Origin of the sequence: Saccharopolyspora sp. NPDC050389 (assembly GCF_040655595.1) — a bacterium.
In the GTDB taxonomy this organism is placed as follows: Bacteria; Actinomycetota; Actinomycetes; order Mycobacteriales; family Pseudonocardiaceae; genus Saccharopolyspora.
In genome coordinates, this window is record NZ_JBFAKG010000013.1 from 116077 (window position 1) to 131927 (window position 15851).

General features: G+C 68.9%; 15 protein-coding genes. 7 read left to right on the forward strand and 8 right to left on the reverse strand.

The genetic code is table 11. The annotated features are described in order from the left end of the window. The first annotated feature begins 253 nt into the window (after positions 1 to 253). Genes AB0I53_RS11235 through AB0I53_RS11250 form a run of 4 tightly spaced genes read left to right on the forward strand, consistent with a single transcriptional unit; the run spans position 254 to position 3135 of the window. Entirely contained in the window at positions 254 to 460 is a 207-nt protein-coding gene (locus AB0I53_RS11235; RefSeq protein ID WP_358600022.1) for a hypothetical protein, read from the forward strand. Positions 461 to 462: 2 nt separating this feature from the next. Continuing rightward, on the forward strand, positions 463 to 1476 hold the full coding sequence (locus AB0I53_RS11240; RefSeq protein ID WP_358600025.1) for a glycosyltransferase: 1014 nt from the start codon (positions 463 to 465) through the stop codon (positions 1474 to 1476). Then, entirely contained in the window at positions 1463 to 1870 is a 408-nt protein-coding gene (locus tag AB0I53_RS11245) for a GtrA family protein (protein ID WP_358600028.1), read from the forward strand. Before AB0I53_RS11240 ends, AB0I53_RS11245 begins: the two co-directional genes overlap by 14 nt. Further along, the gene (locus AB0I53_RS11250) at positions 1867 to 3135 is read left to right on the forward strand and encodes an NAD(P)/FAD-dependent oxidoreductase (RefSeq protein WP_358600031.1); all 1269 of its coding nucleotides are present in this window, start codon (positions 1867 to 1869) and stop codon (positions 3133 to 3135) included. Before AB0I53_RS11245 ends, AB0I53_RS11250 begins: the two co-directional genes overlap by 4 nt. A 72-nt stretch (positions 3136 to 3207) precedes the next feature. Here the strand turns inward: AB0I53_RS11250 and AB0I53_RS11255 are convergent, their stop codons facing one another. Both AB0I53_RS11255 and AB0I53_RS11260 read right to left on the reverse strand, forming a co-directional pair. Then, on the reverse strand, positions 3208 to 3969 hold the full coding sequence (locus tag AB0I53_RS11255) for an SDR family oxidoreductase (protein ID WP_358600033.1): 762 nt from the start codon (positions 3967 to 3969) through the stop codon (positions 3208 to 3210). Between the two features lie 31 nt (positions 3970 to 4000). After that, positions 4001 to 4771 (reverse strand): SDR family oxidoreductase, encoded by a 771-nt coding sequence (locus tag AB0I53_RS11260; protein ID WP_358600036.1) that lies wholly within the window; start codon positions 4769 to 4771, stop codon positions 4001 to 4003. Positions 4772 to 4871: 100 nt separating this feature from the next. Here AB0I53_RS11260 and AB0I53_RS11265 point away from each other — a divergent pair, with 100 nt between their 5' ends. Next, complete coding sequence (locus AB0I53_RS11265; RefSeq protein ID WP_358600039.1) at positions 4872 to 5708, forward strand: helix-turn-helix transcriptional regulator; 837 nt, start codon at positions 4872 to 4874, stop codon at positions 5706 to 5708. Positions 5709 to 5750: 42 nt separating this feature from the next. On the opposite strand, the gene AB0I53_RS11270 is transcribed toward AB0I53_RS11265, so the two are convergent. From AB0I53_RS11270 to glf, 6 genes are all read right to left on the reverse strand, one after another. Continuing rightward, on the reverse strand, positions 5751 to 7325 hold the full coding sequence (locus AB0I53_RS11270; RefSeq protein WP_358600042.1) for an alkaline phosphatase D family protein: 1575 nt from the start codon (positions 7323 to 7325) through the stop codon (positions 5751 to 5753). Positions 7326 to 7420: 95 nt separating this feature from the next. Further along, positions 7421 to 7984, reverse strand: a complete 564-nt coding sequence (locus tag AB0I53_RS11275; protein WP_358600044.1) for a Uma2 family endonuclease — start codon at positions 7982 to 7984, stop codon at positions 7421 to 7423. 139 nt (positions 7985 to 8123) lie between these two features. Continuing rightward, the gene (locus AB0I53_RS11280; RefSeq protein ID WP_358600119.1) at positions 8124 to 9071 is read right to left on the reverse strand and encodes a decaprenyl-phosphate phosphoribosyltransferase; all 948 of its coding nucleotides are present in this window, start codon (positions 9069 to 9071) and stop codon (positions 8124 to 8126) included. A 250-nt stretch (positions 9072 to 9321) separates the two neighbouring features. Beyond that, the gene (locus tag AB0I53_RS11285; protein WP_328592434.1) at positions 9322 to 9753 is read right to left on the reverse strand and encodes a phosphatase PAP2 family protein; all 432 of its coding nucleotides are present in this window, start codon (positions 9751 to 9753) and stop codon (positions 9322 to 9324) included. Positions 9754 to 9913: 160 nt separating this feature from the next. Next, positions 9914 to 11875 (reverse strand): glycosyltransferase, encoded by a 1962-nt coding sequence (locus AB0I53_RS11290; protein WP_358600047.1) that lies wholly within the window; start codon positions 11873 to 11875, stop codon positions 9914 to 9916. A gap of 1 nt (position 11876) precedes the next feature. Beyond that, on the reverse strand, positions 11877 to 13067 hold the full coding sequence (gene glf, locus AB0I53_RS11295) for a UDP-galactopyranose mutase (protein WP_358600050.1): 1191 nt from the start codon (positions 13065 to 13067) through the stop codon (positions 11877 to 11879). Between the two features lie 283 nt (positions 13068 to 13350). Here glf and AB0I53_RS11300 point away from each other — a divergent pair, with 283 nt between their 5' ends. Beyond that, positions 13351 to 14583 (forward strand): glycosyltransferase 87 family protein, encoded by a 1233-nt coding sequence (locus AB0I53_RS11300; protein WP_358600053.1) that lies wholly within the window; start codon positions 13351 to 13353, stop codon positions 14581 to 14583. A gap of 203 nt (positions 14584 to 14786) precedes the next feature. Further along, entirely contained in the window at positions 14787 to 15836 is a 1050-nt protein-coding gene (locus AB0I53_RS11305; protein ID WP_358600056.1) for an N-acetylmuramoyl-L-alanine amidase, read from the forward strand. Positions 15837 to 15851 lie beyond the last annotated feature (15 nt).

The window sequence follows — 15851 nt, forward strand, 5'->3', positions numbered from 1 at the left end:
GCCTCCCGTTAACCCCGATGCTCACACCTCTTCGGCGGTCGTCTTGGGGCCCTGTGCTGTGCCCTCGTCTTTTGTTCCCCCCAAATGCCCCCAACACCCCCCCCACGGCCCCTGAGCCACCGATCACGATCACTCCAATGATCTCGACACCGCCCGATCGGGCGCGTCTTTTCGGCGCGCCGGACAGAATCGGAGCCGTTACCCTGGCGGCGGTTTTCGCACCGTGATCAGCGCAGCAGCAGTGGGGGTAGCGGTGGCGATCTCGATCTTCTCTTCGATCCGGCAGGCTGGCGGCCATTCCGCCGCGGCGCGGGACCTCGCGATCGGGCCGCTGGAGGCCGGAAGAACCCCCGACTACGCCGAACGGGACCACCTGATCGGGGTGGATTATCCGATGCCGGGCAACGACTCCGGCGCGCAGAGCGTTCCTGTTCCACGGTGGGGTTGGCGAGGGGAGTGACCATGGCCGACACGATGCGCCAGCAGGTCCGGGTTCCGGTCCCGCAACAACAGCGGAGAGCCACCGGCGAGGGCGCGCCGCCGCTGATCTCCTACGTGCTGCCGGTCTACAACGAGGTCGCGGGAATCCGCCGGTTCCACGAGGAACTCACCGCGGCCACCGCCACCCGCGCCGAATTCGACTACGAGTTCGTCTACGTCAACGACGGCTCCGCGGACGGTTCGCTCGGCGTCCTGCAGGACATCGCCAAGAACGACCCGCGGGTGCGGGTGGTGGACTTCGCCCGCAACTTCGGCCACCAGATCGCCATCACCGCCGGGCTGGACCACGCGGGCGGCGACGCGGTGATCGTGATGGACACCGACCTGCAGGACCCGCCGCAGGTCAGCCTGGAACTGATCGACGCGTGGCGGGCCGGCGCGGAGATCGTGTCCGCCCGGCGCCGCACCCGCCGCGACACGCCGTTCAAGCGCGCCACCGCGCACACCTACTACCGGGTGCTGCGGCGCTGCGCCGAGGTGGACATCCCGGTGGACACCGGCGACTTCCGGCTGCTCGACCGGCGGGCCGCCGAGGAGCTGCGGGGCTTCCGGGAACGCAGCCGGTTCATCCGCGGCATGGTCGCGTCGATGGGCTTCGCGCAGCAGGAGGTGCTGTTCGACCGCGACGAGCGGGTGGCGGGCGAGACCAAGTACCCGATGCGCAAGATGCTGCGGCTGGCCGCCGACGGCGTCACCAGCTTCTCCACGGTGCCGCTCAAGCTGATCACCCGGATCGGCTTCATCACGCTGGTCCTGGCGATGCTCGGCATCGTCTACGCGGTGACGCTGCGGCTGTTCTTCCCCTCGATCACCGTCTCGGGGTGGACCATGCTGATGGTCGCGATGCTGTTCCTCGGCGGGCTGCAGATGCTGTCGCTGGGCGTCATCGGCAGCTACGTCGGCCGGATCTACCACGAGGTGCAGCAGCGCCCCCTCTACATCGTGCGGAACGTGATATCGCATGACGAAGACTGAGCACGTCGAGGCCCGCGACCGGCTGATCAGCCGGTCGCTGCTGCTGTACGCGGTGATCGGCGCGAGCGGCGTCCTGCTGGACTACCTGCTGTTCCTGCTGCTGTTCAACGCGGCCGGCCTGCACGAGCAGCTCGCGAACGCGATCAGCACGACGGCCGGGATCACCAACAACTTCGTGCTCAACACGCTGTTCAACTTCCGCAAGCGGGACCGGATCGCGGTGCGGTTCCTGCGGTTCTACGCCGTCGGCGTCGCCGGGATCGGCCTGACGTTCGTGCTGCTGCAGGTGTTCTCCGGCTGGCTTGGCATCGACCCGAACCTGGTGAAGGCCGGTTCGCTGCCGTTGGTGCTGATCTTCCAGTACACGATCAACAAGAAGTGGAGCTTCGGATGAGAGTGGGCATCGTCGGGGCGGGCGCGACCGGGCTGACCGCGGCGTTCGACGCGGTGAAGGCCGGGCACGACGTGACGGTGCTGGAGGCGTCGTCGGAGCTCGGCGGGCTGGCGGCGTCGATCGAGGTCGGCGGGACGCCGCTGGAACGCTTCTACCACCACAGCTTCCGGACCGACCGGGCGATGATCGAGCTGGTCGAGGAGCTCGGGCTCGGGCATCTGCTGCGGTTCCACCGGCCCAGCACCGGCGTGTACGTCGACGGGGAGCTGCACGACTTCGGCACGCCGCAGGAGATGCTGCGGTTCCCGAAGTTCTCGCTGCTGGACCGGTTCCGCTTCGGGGCGTCCTCGGCGGCGCTGAGGTTCGTCCGAAATGGACAGCGGTTCAACTCGGTGCGGGCGCTGGACTGGATGCGCCGCTGGGCCGGGCCGCGGGTCACCGAGAAGATCTGGGAACCGCTGCTGACCGGCAAGTTCGGCGCCCACGCCGAGCAGATCTCGATGGCCTGGCTGTGGGCGCGAATCCACTACCGCACCTTCGAACTCGGTTACGTGCACGGCGGTTTCGAGCGCGTGTACCGGGCGTTGCTGGACGCGGTGACCGAACGCGGCGGGAAGGTCGAGTTCGGCAAGCCGGTCGAGACGATCCGCCAGCCCGGCGCGACGGTGCTGGTGGGCGCCCGGGACGGCAGCAGCTACGAGTTCGACCGGCTGATCGTGACGGTCCCGCAGCCGGTGTTCGCGAAGGCGGCGGACATCGAAGCCGACCACGTGCTGTGGCAGAACCAGTACCTCGGCGCGACCTGCTTCGTCCTGGAGTGCGACCGCAGCGTCATCCCGCACTACTGGCTGAACATCAACGACACCTCGTTCCCGTTCCTGGCGGTCGTCGAGCACACGAACATGGTCGACCGCAGCGAGTACGACGGCCGGCACGTCGTCTACGTCGGCAACTACGTGCCGCGCGGCGACTGGCGGTTCACCACCGATCCGGCCGAACTGCTGGAGCGCTACATCCCGTGGCTGCGGAAGCTGAACCCGGACTTCGACCGCTCCTGGATCCTGGACTGGCACTTCTCCAAGGCGGGCTTCGCCCAGCCGATCGTGACGCCGCAGTACCGATCCCTGATCCCGGGCCACCACACGAAGATGCCGGGAGTGACCCTGGCGACGATGTCCCAGATCTACCCCCAAGACCGAGGCCAGTCCTACGCGATAGCAATGGCCCACGAAGTAACCCGCCGCCTCGGCCTCAACCACGGCTGAGCGCGACTTCTCCAGAAATCGGCACCAGCGCGGGTGGCATCCGCGAAACGACTGCCCCCGCGCCGGTGCGGCTCACTGCGCGGTCCATCCGCCGTCTACGGCGACTAGCGCGCCGGTGATGAAGCTCGCGGCGTTGGAGACGAGGAATGCGACGGTCTCGGCGACTTCCTCGGGGCGTCCGATCCGGCCGATCGGGTGCGCTTCGCCGAAGGAGGCGAGCATCTCGCGTCCGTTCTCCACGACGCCCTCCATGATGTCGGTGTCGATGACCCCGGGGAGCACGGCGTTGGAGCGGATTCCCTTGCGGCCGCCCTCGATGGCGAGCACGCGTGTCATCTGGGCCAAGGCTCCCTTCGATGCGGCGTAAGCGGTCTGGGTCTCGAAAGCGACGACCGACGAGACCGACGCGATCGAGACGATGGCACCGCCGCCGGCTTCCATCGCGCGGAACGCCTCGCGCGCCTGCACGAAGTTGCCGCGCGCGTTGACGCGGAGGATCGCTTCGAAGTCCTCGACGGTGGTCTCGGTGATCGGCTTGTTCAGGGTGCGGCCCGCGTTGTTGACGAGGATGTCGAGCCGCCCGAACCGGTCGGCGGCCAGCCGCATGGTCTCTCGCGCGAGCTCCTCGTCCGCGACGTCGCCGACGAGCGCGGCCACGTGGTCCGGGTCGGCCGCGGCGAGCTCCTCGACAGCCTCGGAGCGGTCGGTGACGACCAGGCAGGCGCCGCGCTCGCGCAGCAGTGCGGCGGTGGCGCGGCCGATACCGCGAGCGGCTCCGGTGATGACCGCGACGCGACCGGTGAGGTCCCAAGTGGTGGGGAAAGCGGTGGTCATGGGGTTCCTTCTCGTGCTGTGGATGGGATGGTCAGCGTTGCCGGGCCGGACGCACGACGATCTCGTTCACGTCGACGTCGCTCGGCTGGTCCAGGGCGTACGACACGGCTCCGGCGATGGCGTCCGGGTCGATCGCGTGCGCTCGGTAGGTGCGCATCGCCTCGGCCGCGCCGTCCTCGGTGATGGAGTCCGCGAGTTCGGAGGCGACCACCCCGGGGGAGATGGTCGTGACCCGGATCGAGGGGTCGGACTCCTGGCGCAGGCCCTCGGTGATCGCCCAGGCGGCGTACTTCGTGCCGGAGTACACGGCGCTGGTGGGCACGACCTGGTGAGCTCCGATGCTCGCGATCGTCACGAAATGGCCCGATCCTTGAGCGGTGAAGTGCGGCAGGGCTGCGGCGATCCCGTGCAGGAGGCCGCGGACGTTGACGTCGATCATCCGGTCCCACTCGTCGACCAGCAGGCCGTCCAGCCGCGACAGCGGCATGACGCCGGCGTTGTTGACGAGGACGTCGATGCGTCCGAACCGTTCGCGGGCCAGCGCGACGAACGCTTCGACGTCGGCCCGGTCCGTGACGTCCAGCCGCATCGGGTGGAGGCTGCCGCCCGAACTGCGGGCCGCCTGCTCGGTGCACCCGGCCAGCGTCCGCAGCCGGTCTTCTCGGCGCGCACCCGCGACCACGTGGTGGCCTCGGCCGAGCAAGCGGGACGCGATGGCCTCGCCGATCCCGCTGCTGGCGCCGGTGACGAGCACGACCTTGCGCCCGGCAAGGTCGCGGTCCTGTGATTCGTTGAGGGACATGCCACGACGATGAATGGCGCGGCACCCCGGCGGGAGGGCGCTGTCTTCATGGGAGCGCTGCACCCAGGACATCGGCTGCCGGGGCATTTACGCTGCTGGCGTGGCACGTTCCGAACTCGGCGCCTACCTCAGCGACCGGCGAGCGCAGCTCGGCCCGGACGAGGTGAACCTCGCCAGCACCGGGCCCCGCCGGGTCCCCGGCCTGCGGCGCGAGGAAGTCGCCCTGCTGGCAGGGGTGAGCGTCGACTACTACATCCGCCTCGAGCAGGGACGCGAACGAACGCCCTCGGCGCAGGTCGTCGACGCCCTGGCCGTCGCTCTCCGGCTCGGCGAAGACGGCCGCCAGCACCTGTTCCGCCTGGCCGGGCTCAGCCCGCGCGATCGGGTCGCTGCGGTGCCCGACCGCGTCGACCCGAGCCTGCTGTCACTGATGTCCGCCTGGCCGAACAACCCGGCCATCGTCTACAACCGGGCCTTCGACGTGCTGGCGTCCAATGCGATCGCGGACGCGCTCTTCCACGACTGGACGCATTCGCGGAACCTGATGCACGTCGTGTTCACCGATGCGGCGGCACGGACGTTCTACCGGGACTGGCACGACGTCGCCCGCAACTCCGTCGCCGGCTTCCGCCTCGGCTACGGCAAAGCTCCCGACGACCCGCGGATCCAGCAGGTGCTCGGGGAGCTGCTGAACGAGAGCCCCGAGTTCGCCGAGTTGTGGAGCAGCCACGACGCACGCGGCAAGGCGCTGGAGCGCAAGCGCTTCGAGCATCGCGACGTCGGACCGCTGACGCTGACCATGCAAACCTTCGACGTTCGATCCAGCCCCGGCCAGGAGCTCGTCGTGTACCACGCCGACGCGGGCTCGCCGAGCAGCGAAGCCCTCACCCTGCTCGGCACGCTCGCCGCCACCCAACGCAGCCAGCGGGGCGGGTAGAAGGCGGCGCGCAGTCCTGGCGGGCTGCACGCCGCCTTCGGGTCAGGCCTTGTTGAGGCCCGGCTTGCCGTCTTCGATCACGAACGACGCCAGGGTTTCCACCGGGGCTCCCGGCTTCGAGACGTACGGGACCACCCGGTAGTCCGCCCGCAGCTCTCCCGCCGTGAACTTCGTCCGGATGTAGCCGCGCTGGTTGTTGTACAGGCGAACGTGCGGGTTCTCCGCCAGGTAGCCCTTCTCCTTGTCCGTCAGGTTCGGGGAGCCGTCGCCGCCGCTGGTGATCGACGTGGTCGTCAGCTCCGTGCCGACGATCTTGTCGCCGTCGTGGATGTCGTTGGCCCAGTTGGTGTGCACGTCACCGGTGAGCACCACGGGGTTCCGGGTCCGCGCCTGCTCCCAGCCCTTGATGACGCGGTTCCGCGAACCGACGTAGCCGTCCCAGGCGTCCGGGTTGTACGCCTTCTCCGCGCCGTTGAGGTAGTCGATCTCGGCGAACATGACCTGCTGGCCGAGCACGTCCCACTTGGTGTTGGAGCGGCGCAGGCCGTGCAGCAGCCAGCGCTCCTGCTCCGCGCCGGTGAGGCTGCGCTTCGGGTCCAGCCGGGCCGGGTCCTGGGTCGGGAACTTGTCGCCGCCGACCTGGTCGTCGCGGTACTGCCGGGTGTCGAGCATGTGGAACGTCGCCAACCGTCCCCATTGGACACGGCGGTGCAGCCGCAGGTCGATGCCGTGCGGGATCTGCGCGCGGCGCAACGGCATGTTCTCGTAGTAGGCCTGGAAGGCGGCCTTGCGGCGCTCCAGGAAGTTCGGCTGCGGGATCTGCGGCTTCTCGTAGACCTCGTCGGCCCAGTTGTTGTCCACCTCGTGGTCGTCCCACACCACGACCCACGGGGCCACCGCGTGCGCCTGCTGCAGATCCGGGTCGGCCTTGTACTGGGCGTGCCGCTGGCGGTAGTTGGCCAGCGTCTCGGTCTCCGGCCCGGCGTGGTCGCGCGGGTTGCCGCCCGGCGCGACGTAGGCCCCGGCCTTGTACTCGTACTGGTAGTCGCCGAGGTGCAGCACCAGGTCGGGGTGCTCCTCGGCGAGGTGCCGGTAGGCGGTGAAGTAGCCGTGCTCGTACTGCGAGCAGGACGCGAACGCCATCGACAGGCTGGTCAGCGCGCCCGGCAGCGGCGCGGTGCGGGTGCGGCCGGTCGGCGACAGCGAGCCCTCGGCACGAAAGCGGTAGAAGTACTCGCGGTCCGGGCGCAGCCCGAACAGCTCGACGTGCACGCTGTGCCCCAGCTCCGGCGCGGCCTGAGCCTCGCCGCGCTGCACGACGCGCCCGAAGCGCTCGTCCTCGGCGACCTCCCACTGCACCGGGAAGGTCCGGTTCGGCATGCCGCCCATGCCGTCCTCGGCCAGCGGGTTCACCGCCAGGCGGGTCCACAGCACGACGCCGTCGGGCGCGGGATCGCCGGACGCGACGCCCAGTGCGAAGACCTCGCCCCGCCGGGCCACCCCTGCACCCGGCTGCGCAGCCGCCGGCAAAACGGCCACAGTGGACAGTGCGGCGGCACCCGCCAGGGTGCCGCCCAGCAGCACGCTTCGCCGCGAGACGCCGGTGGGTTCAGACAAGACGACCTCCATCGTTCGGGAACCGCCCCAACTCTCACCCCGAACGATGAAGGCACACTGCCCACCGGGTGATCAGCAAATGAACAACCCGCGCCTCACCGCGGCAACAACGCGGCAGGATCAACGGTCAACTGGACCGGAGTCTCAAAGTGCATGGTCGTCGCACTTTCGGTGACAGCAGGCACGTAGTAGCCGCACAAGAGCTTGTACGCCGCGATGCTGACCGGCTTGTTCAGGTCGACGATCCAGTAGCCGTCAATCCCGGCTTCCCGGTACTCGTGGAACTTGGCGACCCGATCAACCCCAACGGATCCCGGTGCAAGGACTTCAACGGCGAGCAGCACGTCCGCTGCGCGGTAAAACGCCGGCTCTTCGCGAACCTTCTCGACCGGGACGACAACCAGATCGGGAACTCTCACAGTCGCGGGCCATGCCTCGAAAACCGCGACTTCAACTTCCGTCAACACCGCCAGATGCGCTGGTAGCTGGGCACTCAGTTGACGGGCGAGCTCGCCCAGCGCCCACTGGTGGTCGAGCTGCGGCCGGGGGCTGACGCGAATAGTTCCTTCGACGAGTTCGACGCTGCGGCTGTCATCCTCGGGAAGCGCGGCCCAATCGTCCAAGGACAGCAAACGATCTGGCAGCACTGCAGCACGCATCCCGTTCTCCTTCGCCTTCACCGTCGACTTCGACCAGTGTGGCGCTGTCACCCAACAGCGGTACTGGTCAGCGCGTTGGACCGAAATGCAGCGGCGCCCCCGACCTGGTTCGGTCGGGGGCGCCGCTGTGTTCGTCCTGTTACAGGTAGAACGCCAGGAAGAGGCAGCCGGCGAGGATCACGCCGAGGACCATCAGGACCTTGTCCTTCAGGACCACTTCCTCCGGCTCTCCGGCCACGCCCTTGTCGATGTCCACCGCGTACCGCAGGATCGCGATCACCATCGGGATGATCGAGATCAGGCCCCAGCGGGACGCCTCGTCCTCCTGGATGGCGTACGCCCACAGGGCGTAGCACATGATCGTGATCGCCGCCGCGATCGCCCACACGAACCGCAGGTACGACGGCGAGTAGGCCTTCAGCGACTTGCGGATCTTCGCTCCGGTCTCCGCCGCCAGCTTGACCTCGGCGTAGCGCTTGCCCGCCACCATGAACAGCGAGCCGAACGCCACGATCAGGTAGAACCACTGCGTGATGACCAGGTTCGCGGCGGCACCACCGGCGATGGCGCGCAGCAGGAAGCCGGACGCCACGATGCACAGGTCGATCACCGGCTGGTGCTTCAGGCCGAAGCAGTAGCCCAGCTGCACCGCGATGTAGACCGCCATCACCGCGAACAGCTGCATGCTGGTCACAGCCGAGATCAGCAGCGATCCGCCGAGCAGCAGCACGCACACCACGTACGCGATCGGCACCGGAATCAGGCCGGCGGCGATCGGGCGGTTCCGCTTGGTCGGGTGCTGCCGGTCCGCCTCGACGTCGATCGCGTCGTTGACGAAGTAGATGCCGGACGCCGCCATCGAGAACACGATGAACGCGACGACCGAGTGCCACAGCACGCCCGGGTTGAGGATCTCGCCCGCCGCGAACGGCACGGCCAGCACCAGGACGTTCTTCACCCACTGCTTGGGGCGCAGTTCCTTGATCAGGCCGGTGACCAGGCCCGCCGTGGTGCCCGCCTTCGCGGTCACCTTCGCGTGGTAGGCGTCCGAGGACTTGTCCTTGATGTCGTCGGACTTCACCGGCATGGTCTCCAGCACCTCGTCGCCGAACTCGGCGCCGATCGTGCCTTCCGCGTCCGCCTCGACCTCGGCCAGCTTGGCCTTCGCGGCCTTGTCGGCACCTGCCTTGTCCGCGTCGTCCGCACCGACCTTGTCGGCACCGGACTCGTCGGTGTCGGTCAGCACCGCGTCGCCGACGTTGGCACCGTTGCTGCCTTCCGCGTCGGCCTCGGCCGAGACATCGGTCTTCCCGGTGTCGACCTCGGTTTCGTTCTTGTCAGCCACGGTTCCTCCGCCGTCTCATGAATCGCCGCACGCCCCACGCCACGGCACCGCCGAGCGCCGAACCGGCGACCACATCGCTCGGATAATGAACCCCCAGGACAAGCCGGCTGACCATCATCGGCGGCACCAGCACCGGGGTCAGCTTCTTGCCCGTCATCCCGCCGTAGAGCACCGCGGCGGCCGTCGTGGACGTCGCGTGCGAGGACGGGAAGCTCAGCTTGCTCGGCGTGCCCACCAGCACCTGCACCTCGGGATCGGCGGGCCGCCGGCGCCGCACCACCCGCTTCACCGCGATCGACGCCGCGTGCGCGGCGGCGACCCCGGCGGCGGCGGTCAGCCACTCGCCGCGGCGCTTGCGGTCCACCAGCGCGCCGACCGCGCCGATGGCCAGCCAGCCGCCGGCGTGCTCGCCGAACAGCGACATCGCCCGCGCGGTCTTCACCACCGCCGGCTTCGCCAGCGCGCCCTGCACCTTGCGCAGCGCGACGGTCTCGGGGGTGACCGCCGCCGATGCCTCTTCAGCGAGTTCTTCGGGGGCGGTCGCCGTCGTCAGCTCTGCCACATCGTCTCCGGGTGAGTCGGGGTCACTTCTTGTCGAAGACCTGTTTCCAAGACTCCGCACTGGTCAGCTCGGGCAGCGCGGCGCGGTAGGCCGACCGCAGCCGGCCCCACTCCTGCGCCAGTCGCTTGTAGTTCGCCAGCGCGCGCATGCCGAGCCGGCGGAACTCCTCCGGGTCGCGGCGCCGGAACGCCACGCCACTTCCGTCGGCGTTCGACACGGTCGCGCTGTCCAGGTTGCCCAGCAGGAACCACCGGGCGGCGGCGGCCGGCACGTTCAGCTGGGGCCTGTCGGTGGCCGACTTCGTCGGCTCCTTGAGGTTGTGCAGCAGCGCCTTGGACGCGCGGGCCGCGATCACCGCCGGGTTCACCGGCGGCTTGAGCAGGCCCTCGGCCATGATCGGGTCCGCCGACGGCGGCGGGAACTCGCGGGCCGACGGCAGCGTCTTGGCGTCGTCGTAGTCCTTGCGCAGCTCGCGGACCTCCGGCAACGCCGTGCGCAGCGTCTCGAACAGCCCTTCCGGGCCCGCCATGAAGTCCTCGATCGCCTTCTGCTGCACCGCGACCGTGGAGTACTCCATCGACAGCAGGTGCCGCAGCGTGAGCTTGAGGCCCTGCTTGACGATGTTGTTCTTGACTTCGTCCGGGCTGTGCAGCGCGGCCAGGATCAGCCGGTTGCGGGTGTGGAAGTACGCGGTCCAGTCCGTGGCGTCGTTCTTGTCGGTCCACGGCATGTGCCAGATCGCCGCGCCCGGCAGCGTCACCGTCGGGAACCCGTGTCCGCCCGCGCGCAGCGAGTACTCGGAGTCGTCGTGCTTGATGAACAGCGGCAGCGGCAGCCCGGTGCGCTCGATGACCTCGCGCGGGAACAGGCACATCCACCAGCCGTTGTAGGTGGAGTGGATGCGCTGGTGCAGCTTGGCCGTCTTGCGCAGCGTCTTCTTGGCGAAGTCGTGGTCGGTGACCGCGCCCGGCGCGGCCCGCCAGATGCCCTGCGCGAGGTCGACGACCTCACCCATGGTGTGCAGCCGCGAGCGGGCCTGCAGGTTGAGCATCTGACCACCGACGATCACCGGGTTCGACGCCGCGCGTGCGAACGCGTTCGCGCGCAGCACGCCGTCCGGCTCCAGCGCGATGTCGTCGTCGATGACCATGACCTGCTCGGCGTCCGAGTTGTGGATGCCCTCGTACATGACCCGGGTGAAGCCGCCGGAGCCGCCGAGGTTGTCCTGCTCGATGACGTGCAGCTTGTCGCCGATCCGCCGGGCGGCCTCGTCGAAGCCCTCGGTGTCGCGGATCTTCTGCGGGCCCTGGTCGGCCACCACGACCCGCTCCACGACCGCCATCACCTGCGGGTCCTCGCCCAGCGTCTGCAGCGCGAGCACGCAGTCGGCGGGCCGGATCGTGGTGGTGCCGATCAGCACCTTCTGCTTGGGCAGCGGCACGTCGGTGGTCCACGCCGCCTCGTCGATCTCCAGCGGGGCGTCGTTGGTGAACAGGTCGAACCAGATCCAGCCGCCGTCCTCGAACGGCGTCAGCGCCACCCGGAACTCCAGCGACGTCCAGTCCGGGCTGTCGACCGGGCTGCCCTGCAGGTGGACGCTGTCGCCGTTGGCCTTCGAGCGGTAGACGTCGAGCCGACCGGCCCCCTTGACCTTCAGCCGCAGCACGACCTCGTCGACCTTGGTCCAACGCTTCCAGTAACTGGCCGGGAACGCGTTGAAGTAGGAGGCCAGGGAGATCTTGCTGTTCGCGGGCACCAGCAGGCGGCGCCGCGACACGACGGTCGCGGAGCTGTTCAGCGCCGTGGGCTCGTCGATGTACAGCGGGCGCACGTCCAGTGGGTCCTCGCCGCGCGGGAACACGACGCGCTGCAGCACCTGCTCGGGCGCCACGTCGGCGGTTCCGGTGCGCATCGACGTCACGTCGCTGAGCTTGCTCTCGCCCGCGGCGGCGGCATGGTCCTCTCGAGGGGTCCGGTCGGTCACGTCAGTCCTCCAGCGAGCCGTCCAGCGAGCGCCCCTCGGTGAAGTACGGGGCGATCTTGTTGTCGAACATGCTCAGCGCCGAACCGATGGCCATGTGCATGTCCAGGTACTTGTAAGTCCCGAGCCGTCCGCCGAAGACGACCTTGCGCTCCTTGGCCTCCTTCTTGGCCAGTTCGCGGTAGGCCTCCAGCTTCTGCCGGTCCTCCGGGGTGTTGATCGGGTAGTACGGCTCGTCGCCGCTCTCCGCGGACCGCGAGTACTCGCGGACGACGACCGTCTTGTCCTTCGGGTAGTAGTCGCGCTCCGGGTGGAAGTGCCGGAACTCGTGGATCCGGGTGTACGCGACGTCCTCGTCGGCGTAGTTCATCACCGACGTGCCCTGGAAGTCGCCGGTCTCGACGACCTCGGTCTCGAAGTCCAGGGTGCGCCAGCCCAGCTCGCCCTCGACGAAGTCGAAGTAGCGGTCCAGCGGGCCGGTGTAGACGACCGGCACGTCGGCGGGCAGCTCGGCGCGCACGTCGAAGAAGTCGGTGCTCAGCCGGGTCTCGATGTTCGGGTGGTCGGCCATCTTCTGCAGCCAGGCCGTGTAGCCGTCGACCGGCAGGCCCTCGTAGCTGTCGTTGAAGTACCGGTTGTTGAAGTTGTAGCGGACCGGCAGCCGGCTGATGATCGCGGCGGGCAGTTCCTTGGGGTCGGTCTGCCACTGCTTGGCCGTGTACCCGCGCACGAATGCCTCGTACAGCGGGCGGCCGATCAGCGAGATGGCCTTCTCCTCCAGGTTCTGCGCGTCCGCGGTGTCGATCTCGGACGCCTGCTCGGCGACCAGCGCCTTGGCCTCGTCCGGGGTGAACGCGCGACCGAAGAACTGGGACAACAGGCCCAAGTTCATCGGGAACGAGTAAATCTGCCCCTGGTACTTGGTGAACACCCGGTGCTGATAATCCGTGAACTCGGTGAACTGGTTCACGTAGTCCCACACGCGTTTGTTCGAGGTGTGGAAGAGGTGGGCGCCGTAGCGGTGCACCTCGATACCCGTTTCGGGCTCCGCCTCCGAGTAGGCGTTGCCGCCGATGTGGTCACGTCGGTCCAGCACCAGCACCCGCTTGTCCAGCTGGGTGGCGGCGCGCTCTGCGATCGTGAGGCCGAAGAATCCGGAACCAACAACGATCAGGTCATAGCCTGCGAAGCTCACAGCCGTCGAGGGTAGCGGGGGCGAACCACCGGCCCGAAACCGCGTTGACGTTCCAGGCTACGCATGGCTACGCCGCGTATCGATATCGCCTCAGCCAGCCGCATTTCCGCCCTTGATCAGGCATTTGCTGCAACAGCGGGTGATTCCGACAGTACCGTTCGCAGCTATTCCCGAATGTTATTACCCGTCAGGCGACCCGGCCGGCGTGTCGTGCCTTCGATAGCATCGCGTCCGGCGCGACGCGGGTGCGCCGCGCCGCAATCCAGGGCGGTGAGCATCGGTTTTGGCACGTGCACGTGATGGGCGGTTCCTGCTGGTCGCGGCGGTTCTCGTCGAGATCCTCGCGATCTGGTTCGTGCACTGGATCGACACCCGCGGCTACATGGACACCGAGATCTACCGGCTCGGTGCCCGCGCGTGGCTGAACGGTTACGAGGTGTACGGCAACGACCTGACGCCGGAATCGCCGGACTACGGCACGCTGCCGTTCATCTACCCGCCGTTCGCGGCGCTGCTGTTCATCCCGCTGACCTGGTTGTCGGTGGACGGCGCGGTGGTGCTGGTGGCGGTGCTGTCGCACGTCGCGATCCTCGTCACGGCCTACTCGCTGGCCCGCTCGTCCAGCTACCTCGCGCCGCGCGCCGGGCAGGTCGCGGTGGCCACCGCGGTGCTCATGCCGTGGCTCACGCTGATCGAGCCTTCTCGCGAGACGATCAACTACGGGCAGATCAACCTGGTGCTGATGGCGCTGGTCGCGGCCGACTGCCTGCTGCCGCGCACCCGGTGGCCGCGCGGGCTGCTGGTGGGCATCGCGGCGGCGATCAAGCTGACGCCGCTGGGCTTCCTGCTGCTGTTCCTGCTGCGCCGGGACTACCGGGCGATGGCCGTGACCGGCATCACCTTCGCCGCCACCGTGCTGATCGGGTGGGTCGCCGCGCCGAAGGACTCGGCGGACTGGTGGCTGGACAAGATGCTGTCCACAGGGGACTCCTTCGGCACCGTCTACGCAGGCAACCTCACGCTGCGGAGCTTGCTGGCGAAGCAGTCGCTGACCGGGTTCCAGCTGAACGCGCTGTGGCTGCTCGGTTCGGTGCTACTGCTCGTGGTGGCGGTGCTCGGCATGCGGTACGCGCTGCGGATGGCCAACGTGCCGCTGGCGCTGATGCTCAACGCCGTGCTGGTGCTGCTGGTGTCGCCGATCTCCTGGTCGCACCACTGGGTGTGGGCCGGGCCGACGCTGGCGCTGCTGTTCGCGATGTCGCTGCGGCACCGCTGGTACGGCGTGCTGTTCGCGGTCGGGCTGTGCTCGTTGACGGTGCTCGTCGGGCCGCAGTGGTATCTGCCGAACACCGAGGACCGCGAGCTGGACTGGACGTTCTCGCAGCAGATCGTCGGCAACGCGTACACGCTGATCGGCATCGGCTTCCTGGTCGCCGCGGCAGTCGCCTACGTCCGCTTCCGACCCGGCGTCGGCATCCCGGAGCCGGGGCAGATCCCGGCACACGACCGCCGCTGACGTGTTTCCGCTGGTCATGACCCGTGAGCGGTTTGGGGTGCCATAGCGCCCCAAACCGCTCACGGGCATTCGTTCGCGGATCCGTCCAAAGGGGACGACTTAGGTGGTCACTCGTCCAGAGCAGTTGGACGGCGGATGATCCCCGCCCCACGCATACTCGCCTCGCACAGCCCCGATCGCCGCACGGAAGCGAGGTATCGCCCATGCGTCTCCGGTTGAGCGTCCCGGTCGCCCTGCTGCTCGCCTCCACCGCACTGCCCGCCGCCGCCGCGGCGGAGCCTCCCGAGACCACCAGCACCCGAATCGCGTTGCGCGACGCGACGCTGACCCGCGACGCGACGCGAGAGGTGCATTCCGACAGCGCTTTCGACCTGGTCGGGCTCACCTGGCGCGGGCAGGCACCGGAGCACATCGAGGTGCGCACCCGGACCGGCTCCGGCTGGAGCCCGTGGACGGCGCTGGAGCCGATCGACTCGGCGCCGGAGCGCGGCACCCAGCAGGGCAGCGAACCGCTGTGGACCGGCCGCACCGACACCGCGCAGGTGCGGGCCAGCCGCGGCGGAGTCGACGTGACCGGTGATTTGGAACTCGTCGCGATCGACCCGGGCACCGCACCGGCCGCGGCACCTCGATCGAGCGCTCCCGGCCAGCCGCCGGTCGTCGGCCGTGCGCAGTGGGGCGCCGACGAGAGCCAGATGACCTGGCCGCCGGAGCCCACCGAGACCAAGGCCGTCGCGGTGCACCACACCGCCGGGACCAACGACTACCGCTGCCGCGAGTCGGCCGACATCGTGCGGGCGATCTACCGCTACCACGCCGTCGAGCTGAAGTGGGGCGACATCGGCTACCACGCCCTGGTCGACAAGTGCGGCACGATCTTCGAGGGCCGCGTCGGCGGGCTGCGCGACGACATCGTCGGCGGCCACGCGAGGGGCTTCAACCACGGCACGTTCGGCGTGTCGATGATGGGCAACTACGACCGCGTCGTGCCGTCCCGCGACACCGTCGAGTCGGTCGCGGCGATCAGCGCGTGGAAGCTGGGCACCGCCAGGGTGCCCGCGGACGGCCGCACCGAGCTGATCGCGGGGCCCGCCGACAACTCGCACTTCCCGCCCGGCGCGGCGGTCCCGCTGCCGACGATCTTCGGTCACCGCGACGTCAGCAAGACGGCCTGCCCGGGCCAGCGAGGCTACGAGCAGCTCGACGAGATCCGCGCCCGCGCGACAACCCTGCAACGCGACAACCGGCCGTGACTCCGCGACCACCGC

Excerpts from the sequence above, each read along its gene's own strand:
- AB0I53_RS11240 (WP_358600025.1), top strand. The coding sequence starts at position 463 with ATGGCCGACACGATGCGCCAGCAGGTCCGGGTTCCGGTCCCGCAACAA.
- AB0I53_RS11245 (WP_358600028.1), top strand. The coding sequence starts at position 1,463 with ATGACGAAGACTGAGCACGTCGAGGCCCGCGACCGGCTGATCAGCCGG.
- AB0I53_RS11250 (WP_358600031.1), top strand. The coding sequence starts at position 1,867 with ATGAGAGTGGGCATCGTCGGGGCGGGCGCGACCGGGCTGACCGCGGCG.
- AB0I53_RS11255 (WP_358600033.1), bottom strand. The coding sequence starts at position 3,969 with ATGACCACCGCTTTCCCCACCACTTGGGACCTCACCGGTCGCGTCGCG.
- AB0I53_RS11260 (WP_358600036.1), bottom strand. The coding sequence starts at position 4,771 with ATGTCCCTCAACGAATCACAGGACCGCGACCTTGCCGGGCGCAAGGTC.
- AB0I53_RS11275 (WP_358600044.1), bottom strand. The coding sequence starts at position 7,984 with ATGCGTGCTGCAGTGCTGCCAGATCGTTTGCTGTCCTTGGACGATTGG.
- AB0I53_RS11280 (WP_358600119.1), bottom strand. The coding sequence starts at position 9,071 with ATGCCGGTGAAGTCCGACGACATCAAGGACAAGTCCTCGGACGCCTAC.
- AB0I53_RS11285 (WP_328592434.1), bottom strand. The coding sequence starts at position 9,753 with ATGTCGCTGTTCGGCGAGCACGCCGGCGGCTGGCTGGCCATCGGCGCG.
- AB0I53_RS11305 (WP_358600056.1), top strand. The coding sequence starts at position 14,787 with ATGCGTCTCCGGTTGAGCGTCCCGGTCGCCCTGCTGCTCGCCTCCACC.